Raw genomic sequence first — 21,130 nt, 5'->3', positions numbered from 1 at the left:
ATCCTGAGGGGAACAAAAAAGGAGCGACAATGTATACCCTGACCTGGCACCCCCCTTACGACTGGCAATGGATGTTTAGCTTTCTTGGCGCCCGTGCGGTGGCGGGGGTTGAGACGGTCACGGAAAGCTATTACGAGCGCAGTTTTGCCTGTGAAGGGCATCAGGGGATCTTCCGCGTTACGCCGGACACGCAAACCCATACGCTACAGGTCACGCTCAGCCCGGGGTTAACGCCGGTGGCCGGACTTTGCCTTGAGCGTATCGGGCGTCTGTTCGATCTTGCCTGCGATCCGCAGGACGTCCACCGGACTTTGGGCGATCTCGGCGCCGCGCGGCCAGGCCTGCGTTTGCCCGGGGCGATGGATGCCTACGAACAGGGCGTGCGGGCCATTCTGGGTCAACTGGTCAGCGTGGCGATGGCGGCGAAACTGGCTTCACGCGTTGTCGCCCTGTGCGGTGAGCCGGTCAAGGATGCGCCGGGCTATGTCTGCTTTCCCTCCCCACAAGCCCTGGCGGCTGCCGACCCGCTGGCGCTCAAAGCGCTCGGGATGCCGGTCAAACGCGCGGAATCGCTGATTCATCTGGCACAGTCGGTCGTCGACGGGACGTTTCCGCTCACGCCGCCTGAGGACGTTGAGGCAGGCATGAAGGCGTTACAACAACGGCCGGGTATTGGCCGCTGGACGGCAAATTACCTCGCCCTTCGCGGCTGGCAGGCGAAAGATGTGTTTCTTCCGGATGATTATCTGATTAAGCAACGTTTCGCCGGGATGACGCCTGCGCAAATTCGTCGCTATGCCGAGCGCTGGCAGCCATGGCGCTCCTACGCGCTGCTGCACATCTGGTATACCGACGGCTGGGCCCGTCAGTTGATGGCGAAATAACTGGTGTTGAGCAGTAGATCCAGCGGCTGCGGCTCGGCGATGGTGTCACCATAGATAAAATCAATGCCAATGCCGGAAAGCGTATCCATCATGATGGGCTGATTACAGGGGCCTGCGATGGTTCTCATCCCCAGACGCTGGGCATGGCCCTGAACGATGGTCACCATCATCTCATCCATCAGGTTGCCATAGACGTTGCTCACGACTTCGGCATCCAGCATCAGGTAATCGGCCATGTTCGGACTCAGGTGGGTGAAAATGTCCATGTCGCGGCCTATCTGGCTGAGGATCACGCGGCAGCCCGCCTGGCGAAGCTTTTGTAAACCCCGCTGCAGATTCTCATCCGAATCACACACCACGCCGGCAGGGATCACCAGATGCAGCAGACGGCCCGGCATTGGGCTTTTATCAAGAAGATCGAGGAGTTCGTCGACCAGCGTCACGCTGGCTAAACCGGCTGCCGAAAGCGGCAATGCGATCCCCATGCCTTTACTGGCGATCCTGGCGGCAGATGTCCGGAAGAAGTCGCTAAAGATGCGTCTGTCGAGGGCGTGCAGCAGTTCCGGCTCTGCCAGTCCAGAACGGAAGGCGTGTTCCTCCAGGACTTCGCCCTGGCTGGTCCACAGGCGCAGCGAAATCAGCCAGAAATTACAGCTCTCCGGTATGCGAGGAGAGGCGACGCTACGGGCTATCATCATCAGGTGATTGTCTTTGATCATGTGCCATTGTTCGTCCAGCGACATCATGCTGCGCGTGCTGTGATCCCGCTCCTGCTGCGGTTCGTAAACCGTCACGATGCCGCGCCCGCTGTTTTTGGAGGCATAACAGGCAATATCTGCCTGTGACATCACTTCTGACGCCAGGTGGTTATGTTCATCGATCAGCGTGATCCCGGCGCTGGCGCCAATTCGATGCAGGCGGCCTTCCCACATAAAGTGATAGTCGTTGATGCTATGGACCAGACGACCGGTGATATAGCGTGCGCTCTCAATATTGCAGTCCGGCAACAACAGCCCAAACTCATCACCCCCCAGACGCGCCAGCACATCGCTGGAGCGCAGCATGGTTAACATCATGGAAGAGAGTTCCCGCAGCAGGGCATCGCCCGCCGCATGGCCTGCGGTATCATTGACGGCTTTGAAGCGGTCCAGATCGATAAAGACCAGCGCATGACGCTGCCGCGTCTCACGAACCGTTTGCAGGAGTCGTTTGAGGTGGTTTTCAAAGCTGACCCGGTTTGCCAGGTGGGTCAGGGCATCGTGCGACGCGCTGTAACTCAGCTGACGCAGCATTTTGCGCGACTCGGTGACATCCTGAATAACGATAACCGAGCCGATACTTTGTCCATCCAGCGTGCTGAGTGGCGTAATGCTGTAATGGATGTCAAACGCTCCACCCGTGCGGCGGTTCAGCACCACGTCCTGGTCGATATCTGAGCGTGACATATCCCCGCTGTGGATGTTCTCCATCAGCGGCCCTCGCTCCCCAAACGTGATGTGTAATACCTTGAGAACCGGCTGGCCGATAGCCTCGGTTTGCAGCCAGCCGCTCATCTTCTCGGCGACCGGGTTCATAAAGGTGACGTTCATGTCGATATCGGTACAGAGCACGGCTTCGCCGATGGAGTCGAGCGTGATATGCAGACGCTCTTTTTCCTGGAACAGCGCCTCGTTAAGCTGCTTAACCTCGGTCATGTCCATGTTGATGCCAAGCAAACGCTCGACTTCGCCCTCTTTATTCAACACCCGGTTTGCCAGGGAGCGAATATGGCGCACGCCTTCCTTCACGCGGATACGGAATTCCAGCTTAAACGGCAGACGTGAGATCAGTGAATCCCGCAGCACCTGTTCTGCATGGGCGCGGTCTTCTGGCAGCATCGTGTCGTGCCAGAGCTGCCAGGTGGGTTTGATGTGCGGTGGGATTTCATACAGTTCGAACATCCGCTTATCCCAGCTGATGATGTCAGGCTCAAGATCCCACTCCCAGATGCCGATGCCGCCCGCTTCGTTGGCCAGCGTAATACGTTCCATCAGGCGTTTGTTGACCCACTCGGTCTGCTTCAGGTCGTTAATGTCTTCAATCTGGGCGATAAAATAGAGCGGCGAGCCGTCGGCATGGCGCACAACGGAGACGGCAAGCAGCGCCCAGACCACTTCACCGTTGCGCGTGTAATAGCGCTTTTCAAGGGTATAGGTGTTGATGTCGCCGTTGACCAGCTGCTCCAGCTGTTCGAGGTCGGTGTGCAAATCTTCCGGCCAGGTGAGCTGCTGGAAGGTGAGTGACTGTAGTTCGGACTGGCTGTAACCGAGGAAATTGCACAGCGCTTTGTTGGCCTGTAGCCACTGCCCCTCAATGCTGACTAACGCCATCCCGATGGCGGAATACTCCATCGCATTACGAAAACGCGCTTCGCTTTCAGTGATGTGTTTGCGTTCGGCACGGAAGGCATACATCACCATGGTCATCACGTTCGCCGGGAGAAGCAGCATCAGGAACGGCAGCCAGGGCGCGTTGATCATCGGCCCTTCGTGTTGGGTGGTCAGCGCCTCAGGGTTATGGGCAATCATCAGGGACACGACCATCACGGTGACCAGAAACACCAGGAACGCTTCCATTCGCGGTAAGCGCACGGCGCTCCACATAAGCAGGACGATCACGCAGGTAAATGGCCATGGAAGCCAGGTGATGGCTGCCCAACTCAGGGCCAACGTCACGGCCATTGTGAGCAGCGTTTCCAGCAGCAGTCGCGGATCACGGTGGCGCAGCAGGTAGTGGGGTTTAAACAGTAATCCCAGCGGCACCAGTGCCAGCGCGCCAATGGATTCAGATAACACCCACACAATGAAATCGCGCAGTGGCTCAGGACCGGGAACCAGAAAAATCACCAGAATACCGCCTACCAGCGGCGGCACCAGCGCGCTGCCCATCGCCAGACGGATCCAGTCACTTAAATTTTGCAGCGGGTTATACCACGGGAGCAGTTTGCGCAGTAGTAATGCACCGACGACGGCCTCAATCACATATATGGCGGTGTAGGTGAGGTTAATCGCCCCCCACGAGAACAACATCCACGAGGCCAGAATATTGCCGAACGAACAGGCCAGGGCAATGCCCGGCCACATTTTTCCCGCGTGGCGGTAAAACGCCACCATCATGATGGCGGTGGGGAACCAGAGCGGCGCCAGCAGGGTGCCGAAGCGGGTAAGCTCCAGCGAAAATAAGGTAAAGATAAAGGTGACCAGGCCCAGACAGACAAGTCGTAATAAAGGATGTGGGGTGGTAACCAAAACCCGCTGGTATTGTTTATTCATTACCGCTTTATCCAGAGACGCCGTGCCGTCAGGAGAGAAGTCCGTACGAGTGAATTTGATAATTTGGTTTATGCTAGTACAAACAATTTACAATTCATATGGCGACTGCTCATAATTTGACATCATAGACTTATTAAATAGTTACAGGTTAAAAAATCGCTGTGAAACGCTGAAAAAACGCGCATTAAAATTTCACTCAGGGAACAATTCACAACTTTACAGGCTGTCTCGCATTACCTGCGCTTTCGACTGGTATCACGCCCGCGAAATCCCTATAATTGCCGCGTTTGACGCTCCGGCGTCGTCCTTCCTTAACATCCAGGTTAATCAGGTCGCTAAATTTATGACTGATAAGTCTCATCAGTGCGTCATTATAGGCATCGCCGGCGCATCGGCTTCAGGTAAAAGTCTAATTGCCAGTACGCTTTATCGCGAACTGCGTGAACAAGTAGGTGATGAGCACATCGGCGTCATTCCCGAAGACAGCTATTACAAAGATCAATCCCATCTGTCGATGGAAGAGCGCGTAAAAACCAACTATGACCACCCGAATGCAATGGATCACAGTTTACTGTTCCAGCATTTAGAAGCCCTCAAAAGCGGCCAGGCGATTGAGCTGCCCGTTTACAGTTACGTAGAACACACCCGCACCCAGGAGACGATCCGCATCGAGCCGAAAAAGGTGATTATCCTTGAAGGTATCCTGCTCCTGACCGATGCTCGCCTGCGTGAATCGATGAACTTCTCGATTTTCGTCGATACCCCGCTGGATATTTGCCTGATGCGCCGCATCAAGCGAGACGTTAACGAGCGCGGCCGTTCGATGGATTCCGTCATGGCGCAATACCAGAAAACGGTCCGTCCGATGTTCCTGCAGTTTATTGAGCCCTCCAAACAATACGCCGATATCATCGTGCCGCGCGGAGGCAAAAACCGCATTGCCATTGATATCTTAAAAGCGAAAATCAGCCAGTTTTTTGAATAAGCCGCGCGAATTGTGTACCGTTCAGAGATAACCTGGTTTTACCCTGAGATGTTAAGGTCTCAGGGGTCGATGCATGAAAGGAGAAAGTGCCATGCGTCTTTGTGATCGCGATATTGAAGCCTGGCTGGATGAAGGCCGTTTGTCTATTACCCCACGTCCTCCTGTAGAGCGTATCAATGGGGTGACCGTTGATGTACGGTTGGGGAATAAATTCCGCACCTTTAGTGGCCATACTGCACCGTTCATCGACCTCAGCGGGCCGAAGGATGAAGTCAGCGCCGCGCTCGATCGCGTGATGAGTGACGAAATCGTCATTGACGAAGGTGACGCTTTTTATTTGCATCCAGGTGAACTGGCGCTGGCGGTGACGTTCGAATCCGTGACCCTGCCTGCTGACCTCGTCGGCTGGCTGGACGGCCGTTCTTCTCTGGCCCGTCTGGGGCTGATGGTGCACGTGACCGCGCACCGTATCGATCCCGGCTGGTCGGGCCGTATCGTGCTGGAGTTCTTCAACGCCGGCAAACTGCCGCTGGCGCTGCGCCCCGGCATGATGATTGGTGCGTTAAGCTTTGAACCGCTAACCGGCCCGGCAGACAGGCCTTATAACCGCCGGCAGGACGCAAAATACCGCGACCAGCAGGGTGCGGTTGCCAGCCGTATTGATAAAGACTGATCGTTAGTCCATTGAGGATGCCATGAGAAGAGTTCTGACAACGCTGATGATTTTGCTGGTCGTGCTGGTTGCTGGCCTTTCGGCGTTGGTTCTGCTGGTTAACCCTAACGATTTCCGCGCTTACATGGTGCGGCAGGTCGAGGCGCGCAGTGGTTACCAACTGAAGCTCGACGGGCCGCTACGCTGGCACGTCTGGCCGCAGCTCAGCATTCTCTCTGGCCGCATGTCGTTAACGGCACCGGGCGCTACCCAGCCGATCGTGTCTGCGGACAATATGCGTCTCGATGTGGCGCTCATCCCCCTCATTTCTCACCAGTTGCAGGTAAACCAGGTGATGCTCAAAGGGGCGGTCATTCAGCTTACCCAGCAGACTGAAGCCGTGCGCAACGCGAATGCGCCGGTTGCACCGCGTGAGAATACCTTACCGGATGAGCCGTCCGATACGGGCTGGTCCTTTGATATTGCCAAACTGAAAGTTGCCGATAGCGTGCTGGTGTTCCAGCATGAGGATCAAGAGCAGGTTACGGTTCGCAATATTAATCTGCAGATGGAACAGGATGCGCATCATCTTGCGTCGCTGGAATTCAGCGGGCGAATGAATCGCGACCAGCGCGATCTGACCCTCTCGCTAAATGCCAGGGTCAATGCGTCAGACTATCCCCATCAGCTGACGGCCGATATTCAGCAGCTCAACTGGCAGCTCACGGGCGCAGATCTTCCGACCCAGGGGATCACCGGACAGGGGACGATGCAGGCCGTCTGGCGCGAAGAACAAAAACAGCTGGAGCTGGATAACCTCAACCTGCAGGCCAATGACAGCAGCCTGAAGGGGCAGGCGAGCGTCACGCTCGAAGAGAAGCCGAAATGGGTGCTGAACCTGCAGTTTGACAAGCTCAACCTGGAAAACATCCTGCCGCCGCTACCGGCTGGCACAACGGACAGCGATGCTGTGCAGACAGGACAAAGCCAGCCGCCGGTGTCGCGTCCGGTTATCTCGTCGAATCTTGATCAACCTGACTATAACGCCCTGCGCGGATTCACGGCCGATATCCTGTTGAAAGCCAACAGCCTGCGCTGGCGCGGTATGGACTTCACCGACGTGAGCGGCCAGATGTTTAACCACAACGGGTTGCTGGTGATCTCCGAGCTGAGCGGCAAAATGGGGGCAGGGCATCTTTCACTGCCTGGCACGCTGGACGTGCGTAAGGACGAAACCCGCGCGCAATTCCAGCCGCGTCTCGACAACGTTGAGATTGGTACCATCCTCAAAGCCTTTAACTATCCGATATCCCTGACAGGGCAGCTGACGCTGGCGGGGGATTTCTCAGGCACAAAAATTGATGCCGAAGCTTTCCGCCGTGAATGGCAGGGCGAGGCGCACGTGGACCTGAAAGACTCCCGTATGGAAGGTCTTAACTTCCAGCAGCTGGTACAGCAGGCAGTGGAGCGCAGCAGTGACGTCAAAGCGCAGGAAAACTACGATAGCGTCACGCGCCTCGACAGTTTCTCCACGGATCTGACGCTGGATAACGGGCAACTGACGCTGGCAGCTATGCAGGGAACCTCTTCTATGCTGTCGTTGACCGGAGAAGGCTCGCTGGATCTGGTCAAAGAGACGGCGGACACGCGCTTTAACGTCCGGGTACTTTCCGGCTGGCAGGGCGAAAGTAAGCTGATTGATTTCCTGAAAGAGACGCCAGTGCCGCTTAGCGTCTATGGTAAATGGCAGGCGCTGAATTACAGCCTTCAGGTGGATCAGATCCTGCGTAAGCATCTGCAGGATGAAGCGAAACGTCGGCTTAATAGCTGGGCAGATCGTAATAAAGATTCCCAGAACGGCAAGGATGTGAAGAAACTGCTGGATAAGCTTTGATGCTGTTTTTGCCGGGTGCAAACACAAAAAACGGCAACGGGGTTGCCGTTTTGCTTTTACCTACACCTCAAAATCCAGTTCTTCCTCATCCCGCAGTGGAATGAGCTGCACTTTCTGCACGCGATGGTTTTCAATCTGCAGCGTTTTAAGCCGATAGTCACCTACCTGAACCTCTTCACCTGGCTGCGGGATACGCTGTAAGTATTCCATCAGCAGGCCCGCAATGGTGTGGTACTCCCGCTTTTCATCCAGCGGCAGCGGCACATACTGCACCAGGTCTTCCAGCGGCATATGGCCGTTGGCCGTCCACGAGCCGTCGGCGTTTTTCTGAATATCATGGCGGGCATCAATCTCATCCACTTCGTTTGGCAAATTGCCGGCAATGGTTTCCATCACGTCGCTGAGCGTGACCAGCCCTTCAACCGAACCAAACTCATCCACCACAAAGGCAAAGTGCGTTCGCGCATTTCGGAATTGCTCAAGGGCAGAGAGCAATTGCAATCCTTCCGGGAAGACCAGGGGCTGGCGTACCAGGGCGCGCAGATTGAGCGCCTCCCCGTGCAGCTGCTGCTGGAGCAGGTCGATAACGTGCACGACGCCCAGTAATTCTTCTTCCTCTTCACCGCCGGTCACCACCACGCGCGTGTGCTGGTTTTTATCCAGCAGGGCGCGGATGTGCTCTTCGGGTGCCGTCAGATCGATATGCTCAATGTCATGCCGGGAAGTCATGATGCTGCTGACCGTGCGCTCATTAAGGTTAAGCACTCGCTCAATCATCAGGCGCTCCTGCGGGTTAAAGATCTGCCCGTCGCTGTGATCGGCCAGCATGGCAGCAGATTCGGCGTCCAGCTCTGCATCCTCTTTTTTACCGCTCAGCAGGCGCATAACGGTGTCGGCCGTGCGCTGACGCAGGGTCTGATTAGCGGAAAGGAAGCGGCGGCGGTTAAATATCGCCAGCTGGTTAAGCGCTTCAATCATGACGGAGAAACCAATGGCGGCGTACAAATAGCCTTTCGGAATGTGGAAGCCAAAACCGTCGGCCACCAGGCTAAAGCCAATCATCAGCAGGAAGCTCAGGCAGAGGATCACGATGGTCGGGTGGCTGTTCACAAAGCGGGTGAGTGCCTTGCTCGCCATCACCATCAGCGTGATGGCGATAATCACCGCTGCCATCATAACGGCCAGATGGTCCACCATCCCGACGGCGGTGATCACCGAATCCAAGGAGAAGACGGCATCCAGCACCACGATTTGCGCTACCACCGGCCAGAATCTCGCGCCACGTCGCTGGGTCGGGTTCTCGCTGTCTTTACCTTCGAGCCGTTCATTGAGCTCTACCGTGGCTTTGAACAGCAGGAACAACCCGCCGAAGAGCATGATCAGATCGCGGGCGCTAAAGCTGAGGCCGTGAACGGAGAACAGCGGTTGCGTGAGTGTAACCATCCAGGAGATAGAGGCCAGCAACAGTAAACGCATCACCATCGCCAGCAGCAGGCCCGTTACGCGCGCGCGATCGCGCTGGGAAGGGGGCAGTTTTTCAGCGAGGATGGCAATAAAGACCAGATTATCAATCCCGAGCACTAATTCGATGACGACCAGCGTCACCAGCCCGGCCCAGATTGATGGATCGGCAATCCATTCCATAGTAATAGCAATACCTTCTGTTATATGACGATTGTCACACTTCGATCATGGATAAAGCCGGGGAAAATTGCAATGCCGGGCTGAGATTTCTCTTAATACGAAACGCTTAAAAGAGAGCAAACTCATCGGGGTGTAAATAAGCAAAATACGTATATTTAATTATAAAGAGAACATTTTAGGATATATCGCAGATAATGGTTTTTACTCCCGCCTTGTCAATATAAAGAAAATCCTAAAAGGTCAAAACTTTGCTCTTAATATTAATCTTAAAAACAGATATTAGGACAGTTGTCTCCTTGCCTGCTATTAGGTTAGCTGCAACAATTCTCCCAGCATCAAATGTTAAATCTTGTTGTTGCTATTTTTGTTTTGGTCTTCCGGGATGGTTATTCATTATCCGTTGGGTGTCTCACCCGGCTGATATATTTCCAGAAGGCCTTGCTCAAGAGGGTGTCTATCCATAACACATTGTTTAGTCAGTGGATTGGTAACTGAAAGCCAAGGGCGGTAGCGTGCCTGAAAGCGTGTGAATCAGCCTCGGTTATTCTGTCAATAGCCAATGGATGAATAAGCTTTTTTTAGGACTGATGCCAGTTATATTTCTATTTGATTAACTGCATGCTGAAACCCAATACGACCCAAGCTTATTTAAATTGCACAGGATAATTACTCTGCCAAAGTGATAAATAATCAATGATGAAATCCAAAATGAAATTGATGCCATTATTGGTGTCTGTGACCTTGATGAGTGGTTGCACGGTCTTTCCCGGCAGCAATATGTCAACAATGGGTAAGGATGTGATCAAGCAACAGGATGCCGATTTTGATCTCGACAAAATGGTGAATGTTTATCCACTTACGCCACGTCTGGTCGAACAATTACGCCCACGTCCGAATGTTGCTCAGCCGAATATGTCTCTGGACCAGGAAATCGCCGCTTATCAGTATCGCGTGGGGCCGGGTGACGTGATCAACGTGACCGTCTGGGACCACCCTGAACTGACCACGCCTGCGGGCCAGTACCGTAGCTCAAGCGACACCGGGAACTGGGTACAGTCAGATGGCACGATGTTCTACCCCTACATTGGTAAAGTCCATGTTGCCGGGAAAACCCTTGCCGAGATCCGGAGTGATATTACCGGCCGCTTAGCGCAGTACATCGCCGATCCGCAGGTGGACGTTAATATTGCCGCATTCCGCTCGCAAAAAGCCTACATTTCCGGCCAGGTCAATAAATCCGGCCAGCAGGCCATCACCAACGTACCGTTAACCGTTCTGGATGCCATTAACGCCGCAGGCGGGTTAACCGACGATGCCGACTGGCGCAACGTGGTCCTGACCCACAACGGCAAAGAGCAGCGCATCTCACTGCAGGCGCTGATGCAAAACGGCGATCTGACCCAGAACCGCCTGCTCTATCCGGGCGATATTCTCTACGTACCGCGCAATGACGATCTAAAAGTCTTCGTGATGGGTGAAGTGAAGAAACAGAGCACCCTCAAAATGGACTTCAGCGGCATGACGCTGACCGAAGCGCTGGGCAATGCGGAAGGCATCGATCTGACCTCCTCCAACGCCAGCGGCATCTTCGTGATTCGCCCACTTAAGGACGACGCCAGCAACAAAGGCAAGATTGCCAACATTTACCAGCTCGATATGTCCGACGCCACCTCGCTGGTGATGGCAACGTCGTTCCGCCTCCAGCCATACGATGTGGTGTATGTCACTACCGCGCCGGTTGCCCGCTGGAACCGTCTGATCAACCAGTTGCTGCCAACCATCAGTGGCGTTCGCTACATGACGGATACGGCGCGCGACATTCATACCTGGTAATCCGCGATGTTTAACAAAATTCTGGTGGTATGCGTGGGGAACATTTGCCGTTCCCCGACGGCAGAGCGGTTGTTGAAACACTACCAGCCTGAACTGACCGTCGAGTCCGCAGGCCTTGGCGCGCTGGTCGGTAAAGCGGCCGATGAGCGCGCAACGAGCGTAGCCCGCGATCATAACCTCTCCCTTGACGGGCATATTGCCCGCCAGGTCACCGGCCGCATGTGCCGGGAATATGACCTGATCCTGGCAATGGAAAAACGCCATATTCATGCGCTATGCGATATCGCACCGGAGATGCGCGGCAAGGTGATGCTGTTTGGTCACTGGGACAATGAACGCGAAATCCCCGATCCGTATCGCAAAAGCCATGAGGCCTTCGAGGCGGTTTACACCTTACTTGACCAGTCTGCCCAACAGTGGGCGCAGGCACTGAAAGCTCAGCAGGGATAACAATGACAGAAAAAACAAGACCTTCTGCCGCCCCGACTTCGGGCAGTGATGAAATTGATATTGGTCGCCTGGTCGGCACGGTTATCGAGGCAAAGTGGTGGGTGCTTGGCATTACCGCTGTGTTTGCCGCGGCAGCCGTCGTCTACACGCTGTTCGCCACGCCTATCTACAGCGCCGACGCGCTGGTGCAGATTGAGCAAAATACCGGCAACTCGCTGGTGCAGGATATTGGCTCTGCGCTGGCGAACAAACCACCGGCATCCGACGCTGAAATTCAGCTGATTCAGTCACGTCTGGTACTGGGGAAAACGGTTCACGACCTCGGTCTCGATATCTCCGTCACCAAAAATACCTTCCCGATCTTTGGTGCCGGCTGGGATCGCCTGATGGGACGAAGCAACGATACGGTAAAGGTGACTGACTTTGTGCTGCCGAAAGGGGCGGGCGATCAAACCTTTACCCTGACGGTGCTGGGTCCGAAACAGTACCAGTTGACCAGCGATGCGGGATTCAGCGCGCGCGGCGAAGTGGGCCAGATGCTGACGAAAGATGGCGTCAGCATGATGGTGAGCGCCATTCATGCCCAGGAGGGCGGCGAGTTCACCGTGACCAAATTCTCCACGCTGGGAATGATCAACAATCTGCAAAACAACCTCACCGTGACTGAAAACGGTAAGGACACCGGCGTGCTGAGCATGACCTTTACCGGTGAAGATAAAGATCAAATCCGCGACATCCTGAACAGCATCACCCGCAACTATCTTGAGCAGAACGTTGAGCGTAAGTCGGCGGAAGCGGCTAAAAGCCTGGCTTTCCTTGCTAAACAGCTCCCGGAAGTGCGGGCCCGTCTGGATGATGCCGAGAATAAACTGAACGCTTACCGTCAGGATAAAGACTCTGTTGACCTGCCGCTGGAGGCGAAGTCTGTTCTTGATTCAATGGTTAACATCGACGCCCAGCTCAACGAGCTGACTTTCAAAGAGGCGGAGATTTCCAAGCTGTACACCAAACGCCACCCGGCCTACCGGACGCTGCTGGAAAAACGTCGCACGCTGGAAGAAGAGAAGGCGAAGCTGAACGACCGCGTGACCGCGATGCCGAAAACGCAGCAGGAAATTGTGCGTCTGACCCGCGACGTGGAATCTGGTCAGCAGGTGTACATGCAACTGCTGAACAAACAGCAGGAGCTGAAAATCACCGAAGCCAGTACCGTGGGTGATGTGCGCATCGTCGACCCGGCGATTACCCAGCCGGGCGTGCTGAAGCCGAAGAAAGCGCTGATCGTTCTCGGCAGCATTATTCTCGGCCTGATGCTCTCCATTGTCGGTGTGCTGCTGCGCTCGCTGTTCAACCGCGGAATTGAAAGCCCGCAGGCGCTGGAAGAGAGTGGTATCAACGTCTATGCCAGCATCCCGCTTTCCGAGTGGCAAAAATCCCGTGACAGCGTGAAAACCATTAAAGGCGTTAAGCGGTACAAACAGAGCCAGTTGCTGGCCGTGGGTAACCCGACGGACCTGGCGATTGAAGCGATACGTAGCCTGCGTACCAGCCTGCACTTCGCCATGATGCAGGCCAAAAACAACGTCCTGATGTTAACCGGTGTCAGTCCGTCAATCGGTAAGACCTTTGTCTGCGCCAACCTGGCGGCCGTCGTCAGCCAGACCAACAAACGCGTGCTGCTGATCGACTGCGATATGCGCAAGGGTTATACCCACGAGCTGCTGGGCACCAATAACGTTAACGGTCTGTCGGAAATCCTGCTGGGGCAGGGGGAGATTAGCCAGAGCGCCAAGCCGACCTCGATTCCGAGATTCGATCTGATCCCACGTGGTCAGATACCGCCTAACCCGTCGGAACTGCTGATGAGCGAACGCTTCACCCAGTTGATTGAGTGGGCGAGCAAACACTATGACCTGGTGCTGATCGATACGCCGCCGATTCTGGCCGTGACCGATGCCGCCGTGGTAGGTCGCCATGCGGGTACCACCCTGATGGTGGCACGTTACGCGGTGAACACCCTGAAAGAAGTGGAAACCAGCCTGAGCCGCTTCGAGCAGAACGGGATTGAGGTGAAAGGGGTGATCCTGAACTCCATCTTCCGCCGCGCGACCGGGTATCAGGATTACGGTTATTACGAGTACGAATATAGGTCTGACAGTAAATAACAGCCAAAACATACCCTTACACCCCTCACCCTAACCCTCTCCCCTGAGGGGAGAGGGGACTGTTCGGTGCCGCTTTCACCCTATCCCCTCAGGGGAGAGGGCCGGGGTGAGGGGTAGGAGAAAGAAATGACCACACAACGCCCTTTGATTTCTATCTATATGCCGACATGGAATCGTCAGCAGCTGGCGATCCGCGCAATCAAGTCGGTGTTACGTCAGGATTATGACAACTGGGAACTGATCATCGTGGATGACTGTTCTTCTTCGTATGAACAGCTGCAAAAATTTGTCACCGATCTCAATGACCCGCGCGTGATGTACACCCATAACCCGATTAACTCCGGGGCGTGCGCGGTGCGTAACCAGGCGATTATGCAGGCCAAAGGGCAGTATCTGACCGGCATCGACGACGATGACGAATGGACCCCGAACCGACTGTCTGTCTTCCTTTCACATAAAGCACAGCTGGTGACGCATGCGTTCCTTTATGCCAACGACTATGTCTGTCAGGGTGAAGTTTATTCGCAGCCTGCCAGCCTGCCGCTGTACCCGAAATCACCCTATTCTCGCCGCCTGTTCTACAAGCGCAACATTATCGGCAATCAGGTTTTCACCTGGGCATGGCGCTTTAAGGAGTGCCTGTTCGATACCGAACTGAAAGCCGCGCAGGATTACGACATCTTCTTGCGGATGGTGGTTGAGTATGGCGAACCGTGGAAAGTGGAAGAGGCCACGCAGATCCTGCACATCAATCACGGGGAGATGCAAATTACCTCCTCGCCGAAGAAGTTCTCGGGCTACTTCCATTTTTACCGCAAGCATAAGGACAAGTTCGACCGTGCCAGCCGGAAGTATCAGCTCTTTACCCTCTATCAGATCCGCAATAAGCGCATGAACTGGCGCACGCTGCTGACGCTGCTGTCCGTCCGTAACGGCAAACGTCTGGCTGATGGACTTCGGGGGAAATAATGTTTCTTGAAGATTGCCGCGCAAACAGCTGGAGCCTGCGCCCATGCTGCATGGTCCTGGCGTACCGTATCGCGCATTTTTGTTCGGTGTGGCGTAAGAAAAACGTGCTGAACAACCTTTGGGCAGCGCCGGTTCTGGTGCTGTACCGCATTATTACTGAATGCTTTTTTGGTTATGAAATTCAGGCCGCTGCCACCATTGGCCGCCGCTTTACCATTCACCACGGCTATGCGGTGGTGATCAATAAGTTCGTGGTCGCCGGGGATGATTTCACCATTCGTCATGCGGTCACCATTGGCAACCGAGGGCCAGACAGCCTGGCCTGCCCGGTTATCGGCAATAACGTCGAGCTGGGCGCGAACGTGGTGATCATTGGTGACATTACCATCGGTAACAACGTGACGATTGGTGCGGGCAGCGTGGTGCTGGACAGCATTCCGGACAACGCGCTGGTGGTGGGAGAAAAGGCCCGCGTGAAGGTGATTAAATGAACATTCTGCAATTTAACGTCCGCCTCGCTGAAGGCGGAGCGGCAGGCGTGGCCCTGGATCTGCACCAGCGCGCACTGCAAAAAGGACTTCAGTCTCGTTTTATTTATGGCTACGGCAAAGGCGGCAAGAAAAGCGTCAGTCACGATAACTTCCCGCAGGTGCAAAAGCACACGCCGCGTCTGACCTCGATGGCCAACATTGCCTTGTTCCGCCTGTTTAACCGCGATCTGTTTGGCAACCTGAATAATCTTTATCGCACTGTGACCCGAACCACGGGCCCGGTTGTACTGCATTTCCACGTCCTGCACAGCTACTGGCTGAATCTGGAAGAGGTGGTGGCGTTTTGTCAGAAGGTGCAGGCGCACAAGCCTGATACACGCTTCGTCTGGACGCTGCACGATCACTGGAGCGTGACCGGACGCTGCGCATTTACCGACGGCTGCGAAGGCTGGAAGGATAACTGCCAGAAATGCCCGACGTTAAGCAACTACCCGCCGGTGAAAGTGGATCGTGCTCACCAGCTGGTAACCGGCAAGCGCAAACTGTTCCGCGACATGCTCTCGCTCGGCTGCACGTTTATCTCCCCGAGCCAGCACGTGGCCGATGCCTTCAACAGCCTTTACGGGGCAGGGCGCTGCCAGATTATCAACAACGGTATCGACGTGGCGACGGAAGCCATTCTGGCGGAGCTGACGCCGGTGGCGGACACCGCGGGTAAACCGAAAATCGCCATCGTTGCGCATGACCTGCGTTACGACGGCAAAACCAACCAGCAGCTGGTGCGCGACATGATGGCGCTCGGTGACAAGATTGAACTGCATACCTTCGGCAAGTTTTCCCCGTTCGAAGGGGCGAACGTCGTGAACCACGGGTTTGAAACCGACAAGCGCAAACTGATGAGCGCGCTGAACGGCATGGATGCGCTGGTGTTCAGCTCCCGCGTGGATAACTACCCGCTGATCCTCTGCGAAGCGCTTTCCATCGGCGTGCCGGTGATTGCCACCCACAGCGATGCCGCGCGTGAAGTGCTGGAAAAGTCGGGCGGTAAAACGTTCTCGGAAGGGGAAGTGCTGCCGCTGGTGCAGATGCCGAAAGCGCAGATCGCTGAGACTGTTTTTGGCACTGACCTGGAATCGTTCCGCAACCGCAGCCGCAAGGCCTACAGTGGACAACAGATGCTGGAGGAGTATGTCTCGTTCTATCAGAATCTGTAGTTATCTGCTGCTGCCGCTGATCTACCTGCTGGTCAACGTCAAAATTGCCCAGCTTGGCGAAAGCTTCCCGATAACCATCGTCACCTTCTTGCCCGTTCTGCTTCTGCTGTATGTCGATAAAATCAACCTGAAGAAGCTGATGATTGCCCTGGGGTTGGGCACGGGCCTGACGCTGTTTAACTACATCTTTGGCCAGTCACTGGATGCCAGTAAATACGTCACCTCCACCATGCTGTTTGTCTATATTGTCATTATTATCGGCATGGTCTGGAGTATTCGGTTTAAAACGATTTCTCCGCACAATTATCGGAAAATCCTCAGGTTCTTTTATATTGCCGTTGCGTTAATTGTTATGCTTGCTGCACTGGAAATGGCGCAAATTATTCTCACCGGTGGCAGCAGCCTGATGGAGATAATTTCGAAATATCTCATTTACAGCAACAGCTATGTATTGAACTTCATTAAGTTTGGCGGAAAACGTACCACGGCCCTCTATTTTGAACCGGCGTTCTTCGCTCTGGCGTTAATCTCAATTTGGCTCAGCATCAAACAGTTTGGTATCAAAACACCTAAGACCGATGCTATGATTCTTGCAGGAATTGTTCTGTCTGGATCGTTCTCAGGGGTAATGACATTTATCCTGTTTTACCTGCTGGAGTGGGCGTTCCAGTACCTGAACAAAGATGCGATTAAGAAAAAACTGCCGCTGGCGATTATCTCCCTGACGGTATTTTTGGTCGGCGTGATATTTGCGTTCCCGTACATCTCAGAACGTCTGGGAGATTTGGGAACAGAAGGCTCATCGTCCTATTATCGCATCATTGGTCCGCTGGTGATGGTGGGTTATTCCTTAACCCATATTGATGGTGTAGTAAGATTCGGCTCACTTTACGAATATGTTGCATCATTCGGAATCTTTAACGGTGCGGATGTCGGTAAAACCATAGACAATGGTCTGTATCTGTTAATTATTTATTTTTCGTGGTTCGCCGTACTGTTGACGCTGTGGTATCTGTTTAAAGTTTTCAAAATGATGATTAACGCGTTTGGTGATAACCAGAACTTTCGCGTGCAACTTTATCTGTTTACACCGGTGTCGCTGTTTTTTACCGGGTCAATATTTAGCCCGGAATATGCTTTCTTGATTGTCTGTCCGTTTATTTTGCGCAAAGCGCTTAATATTACGAACGTATGACGAAATGAGGTGATTTATGTTTCTTAGCGTCATTACTGTCGCTTTTCGTAATTACGAAGGGGTGGTAAAAACCTGGCGCTCGCTGCGCAACCTGGCGCGCGATCCAAGCCTCACTTTTGAGTGGATTGTGGTCGACGGCGGCTCGAACGATGGCACGGCGGAGTTTCTGGAAAAACTCAACGGTGAGTTCAACTTACGTTACATCAGCGAGAAAGATAAAGGCATTTACGATGCGATGAACAAGGGCATTAACATGGCCCAGGGTCGTTATGCCATCTTCCTCAATTCTGGCGATGTTTTCCATGATGACGTGGCGCTGTTTGCCCGTCAGCTGGCGCGTCAGAAAGAGGAGGCCATGTATATTGGCGATGCACTGCTTGATTTTGGTGATGGGCATAAAGTGTGCCGCAGCGCAAAGCCAGGCTGGTATATCTACCACAGTTTGCCCGCCAGCCATCAGGCCATTTTCTTCCCGGTAAACGGTCTGAAAAAACAGCCATACGATTTGCAGTATAAAGTGTCATCGGATTATGCCCTGGCCGCCAGTCTGTATAAGTCGGGCTATCCGTTCCGCCGAATTAAAGGACTGGTCTCTGAATTCTCAATGGGTGGCGTGTCAACATCGAATAATCTGGAATTGTGCCAGGATGCCAAAAACGTGCAGCGCAAAATATTACGCGTGCCGGGGTTCTGGGCGGAATTGTCTTATTTATTACGCCTGCGGACGACAGGTAAAACGAAAACCTTATATAACAAAGCCTGAATATAAGGAAACGCAATGCAGGATTTGAAGGGTTTCTCCGTGCCGAAAGGCTTTCGGGGCGGCAACGGTATTAAAGTGCAGCTGTGGTGGGCCGTTCAGGCAACGTTATTTGCCTGGTCACCACAAATATTGTACCGCTGGCGAGCATTCTTATTGCGTCTGTTTGGCGCAAAAATCGGAAAAAACGTAGTCATTCGACCTTCGGTAAAAATTACCTACCCCTGGAAATTAACGCTTGGGGATTACGCCTGGGTAGGGGATGACGCGGTGTTATATACCCTTGGCGAAATTACGATTGGCGCAAATTCGGTGGTGTCACAGAAGTGTTATTTGTGCACCGGCAGCCACGATTTTATGAGTCAGCATTTTGATATTACCGCTTCGCCTATTGTGATTGGTGAAAAATGCTGGCTGGCAACGGATGTTTTTGTTGCACCAGGTGTTTCTGTTGGCGATGGCACGGTAGTGGGTGCCCGCAGCAGCGTTTTTAAATCGCTACCGGCAAATAAAGTTTGCCGTGGCAACCCCGCAGTGGTGATACGCGAACGCGTTGAAACTGATTAAATTCATAAGTAGAGGAATATAAACATGTCTAAAGTCGCTCTCATCACCGGCGTTACCGGGCAGGATGGTTCTTATCTGGCAGAGTTCCTGCTGGAAAAAGGGTATGAAGTACACGGTATTAAACGTCGTGCCTCTTCGTTCAACACCGAACGTGTCGATCATATTTATCAGGATCCTCACGCGGCAAACCCGAAATTCCACCTGCACTACGGCGACCTGACCGATACCTCCAACCTGACCCGTATCCTGCAGGAAGTGCAGCCGGATGAAGTGTACAACCTGGGCGCGATGAGCCACGTGGCGGTCTCCTTCGAATCCCCGGAATACACCGCTGACGTTGACGCCATGGGTACTCTGCGTCTGCTGGAAGCGATTCGCTTCCTGGGTCTGGAGAAGAAAACCCGTTTCTATCAGGCCTCTACCTCTGAGCTTTACGGTCTGGTGCAGGAAATCCCACAGAAAGAGACCACGCCGTTCTACCCACGTTCTCCGTATGCGGTCGCAAAACTGTACGCCTACTGGATCACCGTGAACTACCGTGAATCCTACGGCATGTATGCCTGTAACGGTATTCTGTTCAACCACGAATCCCCACGTCGCGGTGAAACGTTCGTTACCCGTAAAATCACCCGCGCTATTGCGAACATCGCCCAGGGTCTGGAATCGTGCCTGCACCTCGGCAACATGGACTCCCTGCGTGACTGGGGCCATGCGAAAGACTACGTGAAAATGCAGTGGATGATGCTGCAGCAGGAACAGCCAGAAGACTTCGTGATCGCAACCGGCGTTCAATACTCCGTACGTCAGTTCGTTGAGATGGCCGCTGCACAGCTGGGCATCAAGCTACGCTTCGAAGGTACCGGCGTGGAAGAGAAAGGTATCGTTGTTTCCGTAACCGGCCATGATGCGCCAGGCGTGAAACCAGGCGACGTCATTGTTCAGGTTGACCCACGTTACTTCCGTCCTGCTGAAGTGGAAACCCTGCTGGGCGACCCAACCAAAGCGCACGAGAAACTGGGCTGGAAACCAGAAATCACTCTGCAGGAGATGGTTTCCGAGATGGTCGCCAAAGATCTTGAAGCAGCGAAAAAACACTCCCTGCTCAAGTCTCATGGCTACGAGGTTGCCATCGCGCTGGAGTCCTGAGAATGACAAAACAACGTATTTTTGTCGCCGGTCATCGCGGAATGGTGGGTTCCGCGATTGTTCGCCAGCTGGAACAGCGCGGTGACGTAGAAGTGGTTGTCCGCACGCGCGACGAGCTGAACCTGCTCGATAGCCGTGCGGTGCAGGACTTCTTTGCTAACGAACACATTGACCAGGTGTATCTGGCGGCGGCGAAAGTGGGCGGCATTGTCGCCAACAACACTTACCCGGCGGATTTCATCTACGAGAACATGATGATTGAGAGCAACATCATTCACGCGGCGCACCTGCACAACGTGAATAAGCTGCTGTTCCTCGGTTCATCCTGCATCTACCCGAAAATGGCAAAACAGCCGATCGCGGAAAGCGAACTGCTGCAGGGCACGCTGGAGGCAACCAACGAGCCTTACGCGATTGCCAAGATTGCCGGGATTAAGCTCTGCGAATCTTACAACCGTCAGTACAACCGCGACTATCGCTCGGTGATGCCGACCAACCTGTACGGACCGCACGACAACTTCCACCCGAGCAACTCGCACGTGATCCCGGCGCTGCTGCGTCGCTTCCACGAGGCGACCGCCGAGAACGCACCGGATGTGGTGGTGTGGGGCAGCGGCACGCCGATGCGCGAATTCCTGCACGTGGACGACATGGCTGCCGCCAGCATTCACGTGATGGAGCTGGATCGCGAAGTGTGGCAGGAGAACACCGAGCCGATGCTGTCGCACATCAACGTGGGAACCGGCGTGGACTGCACCATTCGCGAGCTGGCGCAAACCATCGCGCAGGTGGTGGGCTACAAAGGCCGCGTGGTGTTTGACGCGACGAAACCGGACGGCACGCCGCGCAAACTGCTGGACGTGACCCGTCTGCATCAGCTGGGCTGGTATCACGAGGTATCACTGGAGCAGGGGCTGGCCAGCACCTACCAGTGGTTCCTGGAAAACCAGCACCGCTTCCGGGGGTAACG

The 21,130-nt window shown here is 54.3% G+C and carries 16 protein-coding genes and 1 pseudogene; 15 read left to right on the top strand and 2 right to left on the bottom strand.

What is annotated here, in order from left to right:
• Positions 1-29 precede the first annotated feature (29 nt).
• A pseudogene (gene alkA, locus BFV64_RS14840) lies at positions 30-901 on the top strand (DNA-3-methyladenine glycosylase 2).
• On the opposite strand, the gene BFV64_RS14835 reads toward alkA, so the two are convergent.
• Complete coding sequence (locus BFV64_RS14835) at positions 866-4,195, bottom strand: diguanylate cyclase (RefSeq protein WP_069602226.1); 3,330 nt, start codon at positions 4,193-4,195, stop codon at positions 866-868. The pseudogene alkA and the gene BFV64_RS14835 overlap by 36 nt on opposite strands.
• Before the next feature lie 343 nt (positions 4,196-4,538).
• Between BFV64_RS14835 and udk the strand changes: the two genes are divergently transcribed.
• From udk to asmA, 3 genes are all read left to right on the top strand, one after another.
• Positions 4,539-5,180 (top strand): uridine kinase, encoded by a 642-nt coding sequence (udk, locus tag BFV64_RS14830; RefSeq protein ID WP_008500855.1) that lies wholly within the window; start codon positions 4,539-4,541, stop codon positions 5,178-5,180.
• Between the two features lie 91 nt (positions 5,181-5,271).
• Positions 5,272-5,853 (top strand): dCTP deaminase, encoded by a 582-nt coding sequence (gene dcd, locus BFV64_RS14825; protein WP_014884513.1) that lies wholly within the window; start codon positions 5,272-5,274, stop codon positions 5,851-5,853.
• Between the two features lie 22 nt (positions 5,854-5,875).
• Positions 5,876-7,726, top strand: coding sequence for an outer membrane assembly protein AsmA (gene asmA, locus BFV64_RS14820; protein ID WP_045135114.1), 1,851 nt, complete (start codon positions 5,876-5,878; stop codon positions 7,724-7,726).
• A gap of 60 nt (positions 7,727-7,786) precedes the next feature.
• Here the strand turns inward: asmA and BFV64_RS14815 are convergent, their stop codons facing one another.
• The gene (locus BFV64_RS14815) at positions 7,787-9,370 is read right to left on the bottom strand and encodes a TerC family protein (protein WP_023330884.1); all 1,584 of its coding nucleotides are present in this window, start codon (positions 9,368-9,370) and stop codon (positions 7,787-7,789) included.
• A 693-nt stretch (positions 9,371-10,063) separates the two neighbouring features.
• Between BFV64_RS14815 and BFV64_RS14810 the strand changes: the two genes are divergently transcribed.
• The 11 genes from BFV64_RS14810 to fcl all read left to right on the top strand — a co-directional run bounded on the left by BFV64_RS14810 (position 10,064) and on the right by fcl (position 21,128).
• The gene (locus BFV64_RS14810; RefSeq protein WP_069602225.1) at positions 10,064-11,203 is read left to right on the top strand and encodes a polysaccharide export protein; all 1,140 of its coding nucleotides are present in this window, start codon (positions 10,064-10,066) and stop codon (positions 11,201-11,203) included.
• A 6-nt stretch (positions 11,204-11,209) separates the two neighbouring features.
• Positions 11,210-11,653 carry a low molecular weight protein-tyrosine-phosphatase Wzb gene (gene wzb / locus BFV64_RS14805; RefSeq protein WP_014884509.1) on the top strand — a complete coding sequence of 148 codons (444 nt, stop codon included), beginning with the start codon at positions 11,210-11,212 and terminating at the stop codon, positions 11,651-11,653.
• A 2-nt stretch (positions 11,654-11,655) separates the two neighbouring features.
• Complete coding sequence (gene wzc, locus BFV64_RS14800; protein ID WP_069602224.1) at positions 11,656-13,818, top strand: tyrosine-protein kinase Wzc; 2,163 nt, start codon at positions 11,656-11,658, stop codon at positions 13,816-13,818.
• Positions 13,819-13,944: 126 nt separating this feature from the next.
• On the top strand, positions 13,945-14,787 hold the full coding sequence (gene wcaA, locus BFV64_RS14795) for a colanic acid biosynthesis glycosyltransferase WcaA (RefSeq protein ID WP_014884507.1): 843 nt from the start codon (positions 13,945-13,947) through the stop codon (positions 14,785-14,787).
• Entirely contained in the window at positions 14,787-15,278 is a 492-nt protein-coding gene (wcaB, locus tag BFV64_RS14790) for a colanic acid biosynthesis acetyltransferase WcaB (protein ID WP_014170825.1), read from the top strand. Before wcaA ends, wcaB begins: the two co-directional genes overlap by 1 nt.
• On the top strand, positions 15,275-16,492 hold the full coding sequence (gene wcaC, locus BFV64_RS14785; RefSeq protein WP_014884506.1) for a colanic acid biosynthesis glycosyltransferase WcaC: 1,218 nt from the start codon (positions 15,275-15,277) through the stop codon (positions 16,490-16,492). Before wcaB ends, wcaC begins: the two co-directional genes overlap by 4 nt.
• The gene (gene wcaD / locus BFV64_RS14780) at positions 16,467-17,687 is read left to right on the top strand and encodes a colanic acid polymerase WcaD (protein ID WP_014884505.1); all 1,221 of its coding nucleotides are present in this window, start codon (positions 16,467-16,469) and stop codon (positions 17,685-17,687) included. Before wcaC ends, wcaD begins: the two co-directional genes overlap by 26 nt.
• 16 nt (positions 17,688-17,703) lie before the next feature.
• On the top strand, positions 17,704-18,450 hold the full coding sequence (gene wcaE / locus BFV64_RS14775) for a colanic acid biosynthesis glycosyltransferase WcaE (RefSeq protein ID WP_023330882.1): 747 nt from the start codon (positions 17,704-17,706) through the stop codon (positions 18,448-18,450).
• A gap of 15 nt (positions 18,451-18,465) precedes the next feature.
• Positions 18,466-19,014 (top strand): colanic acid biosynthesis acetyltransferase WcaF, encoded by a 549-nt coding sequence (gene wcaF / locus BFV64_RS14770; protein WP_023330881.1) that lies wholly within the window; start codon positions 18,466-18,468, stop codon positions 19,012-19,014.
• A gap of 24 nt (positions 19,015-19,038) precedes the next feature.
• Positions 19,039-20,160, top strand: a complete 1,122-nt coding sequence (gene gmd / locus BFV64_RS14765; protein WP_014884502.1) for a GDP-mannose 4,6-dehydratase — start codon at positions 19,039-19,041, stop codon at positions 20,158-20,160.
• 2 nt (positions 20,161-20,162) lie between these two features.
• Entirely contained in the window at positions 20,163-21,128 is a 966-nt protein-coding gene (gene fcl, locus BFV64_RS14760) for a GDP-L-fucose synthase (protein ID WP_014884501.1), read from the top strand.
• The last annotated feature ends 2 nt before the right edge of the window (positions 21,129-21,130 follow it).

Origin of the sequence: Enterobacter kobei, assembly GCF_001729765.1 — a bacterium.
Classification (GTDB): Bacteria; Pseudomonadota; Gammaproteobacteria; order Enterobacterales; family Enterobacteriaceae; genus Enterobacter; species Enterobacter kobei.
Note: the sequence above shows the minus strand (reverse complement) of the source record. Positions and strands in the feature narration are given on the sequence as shown.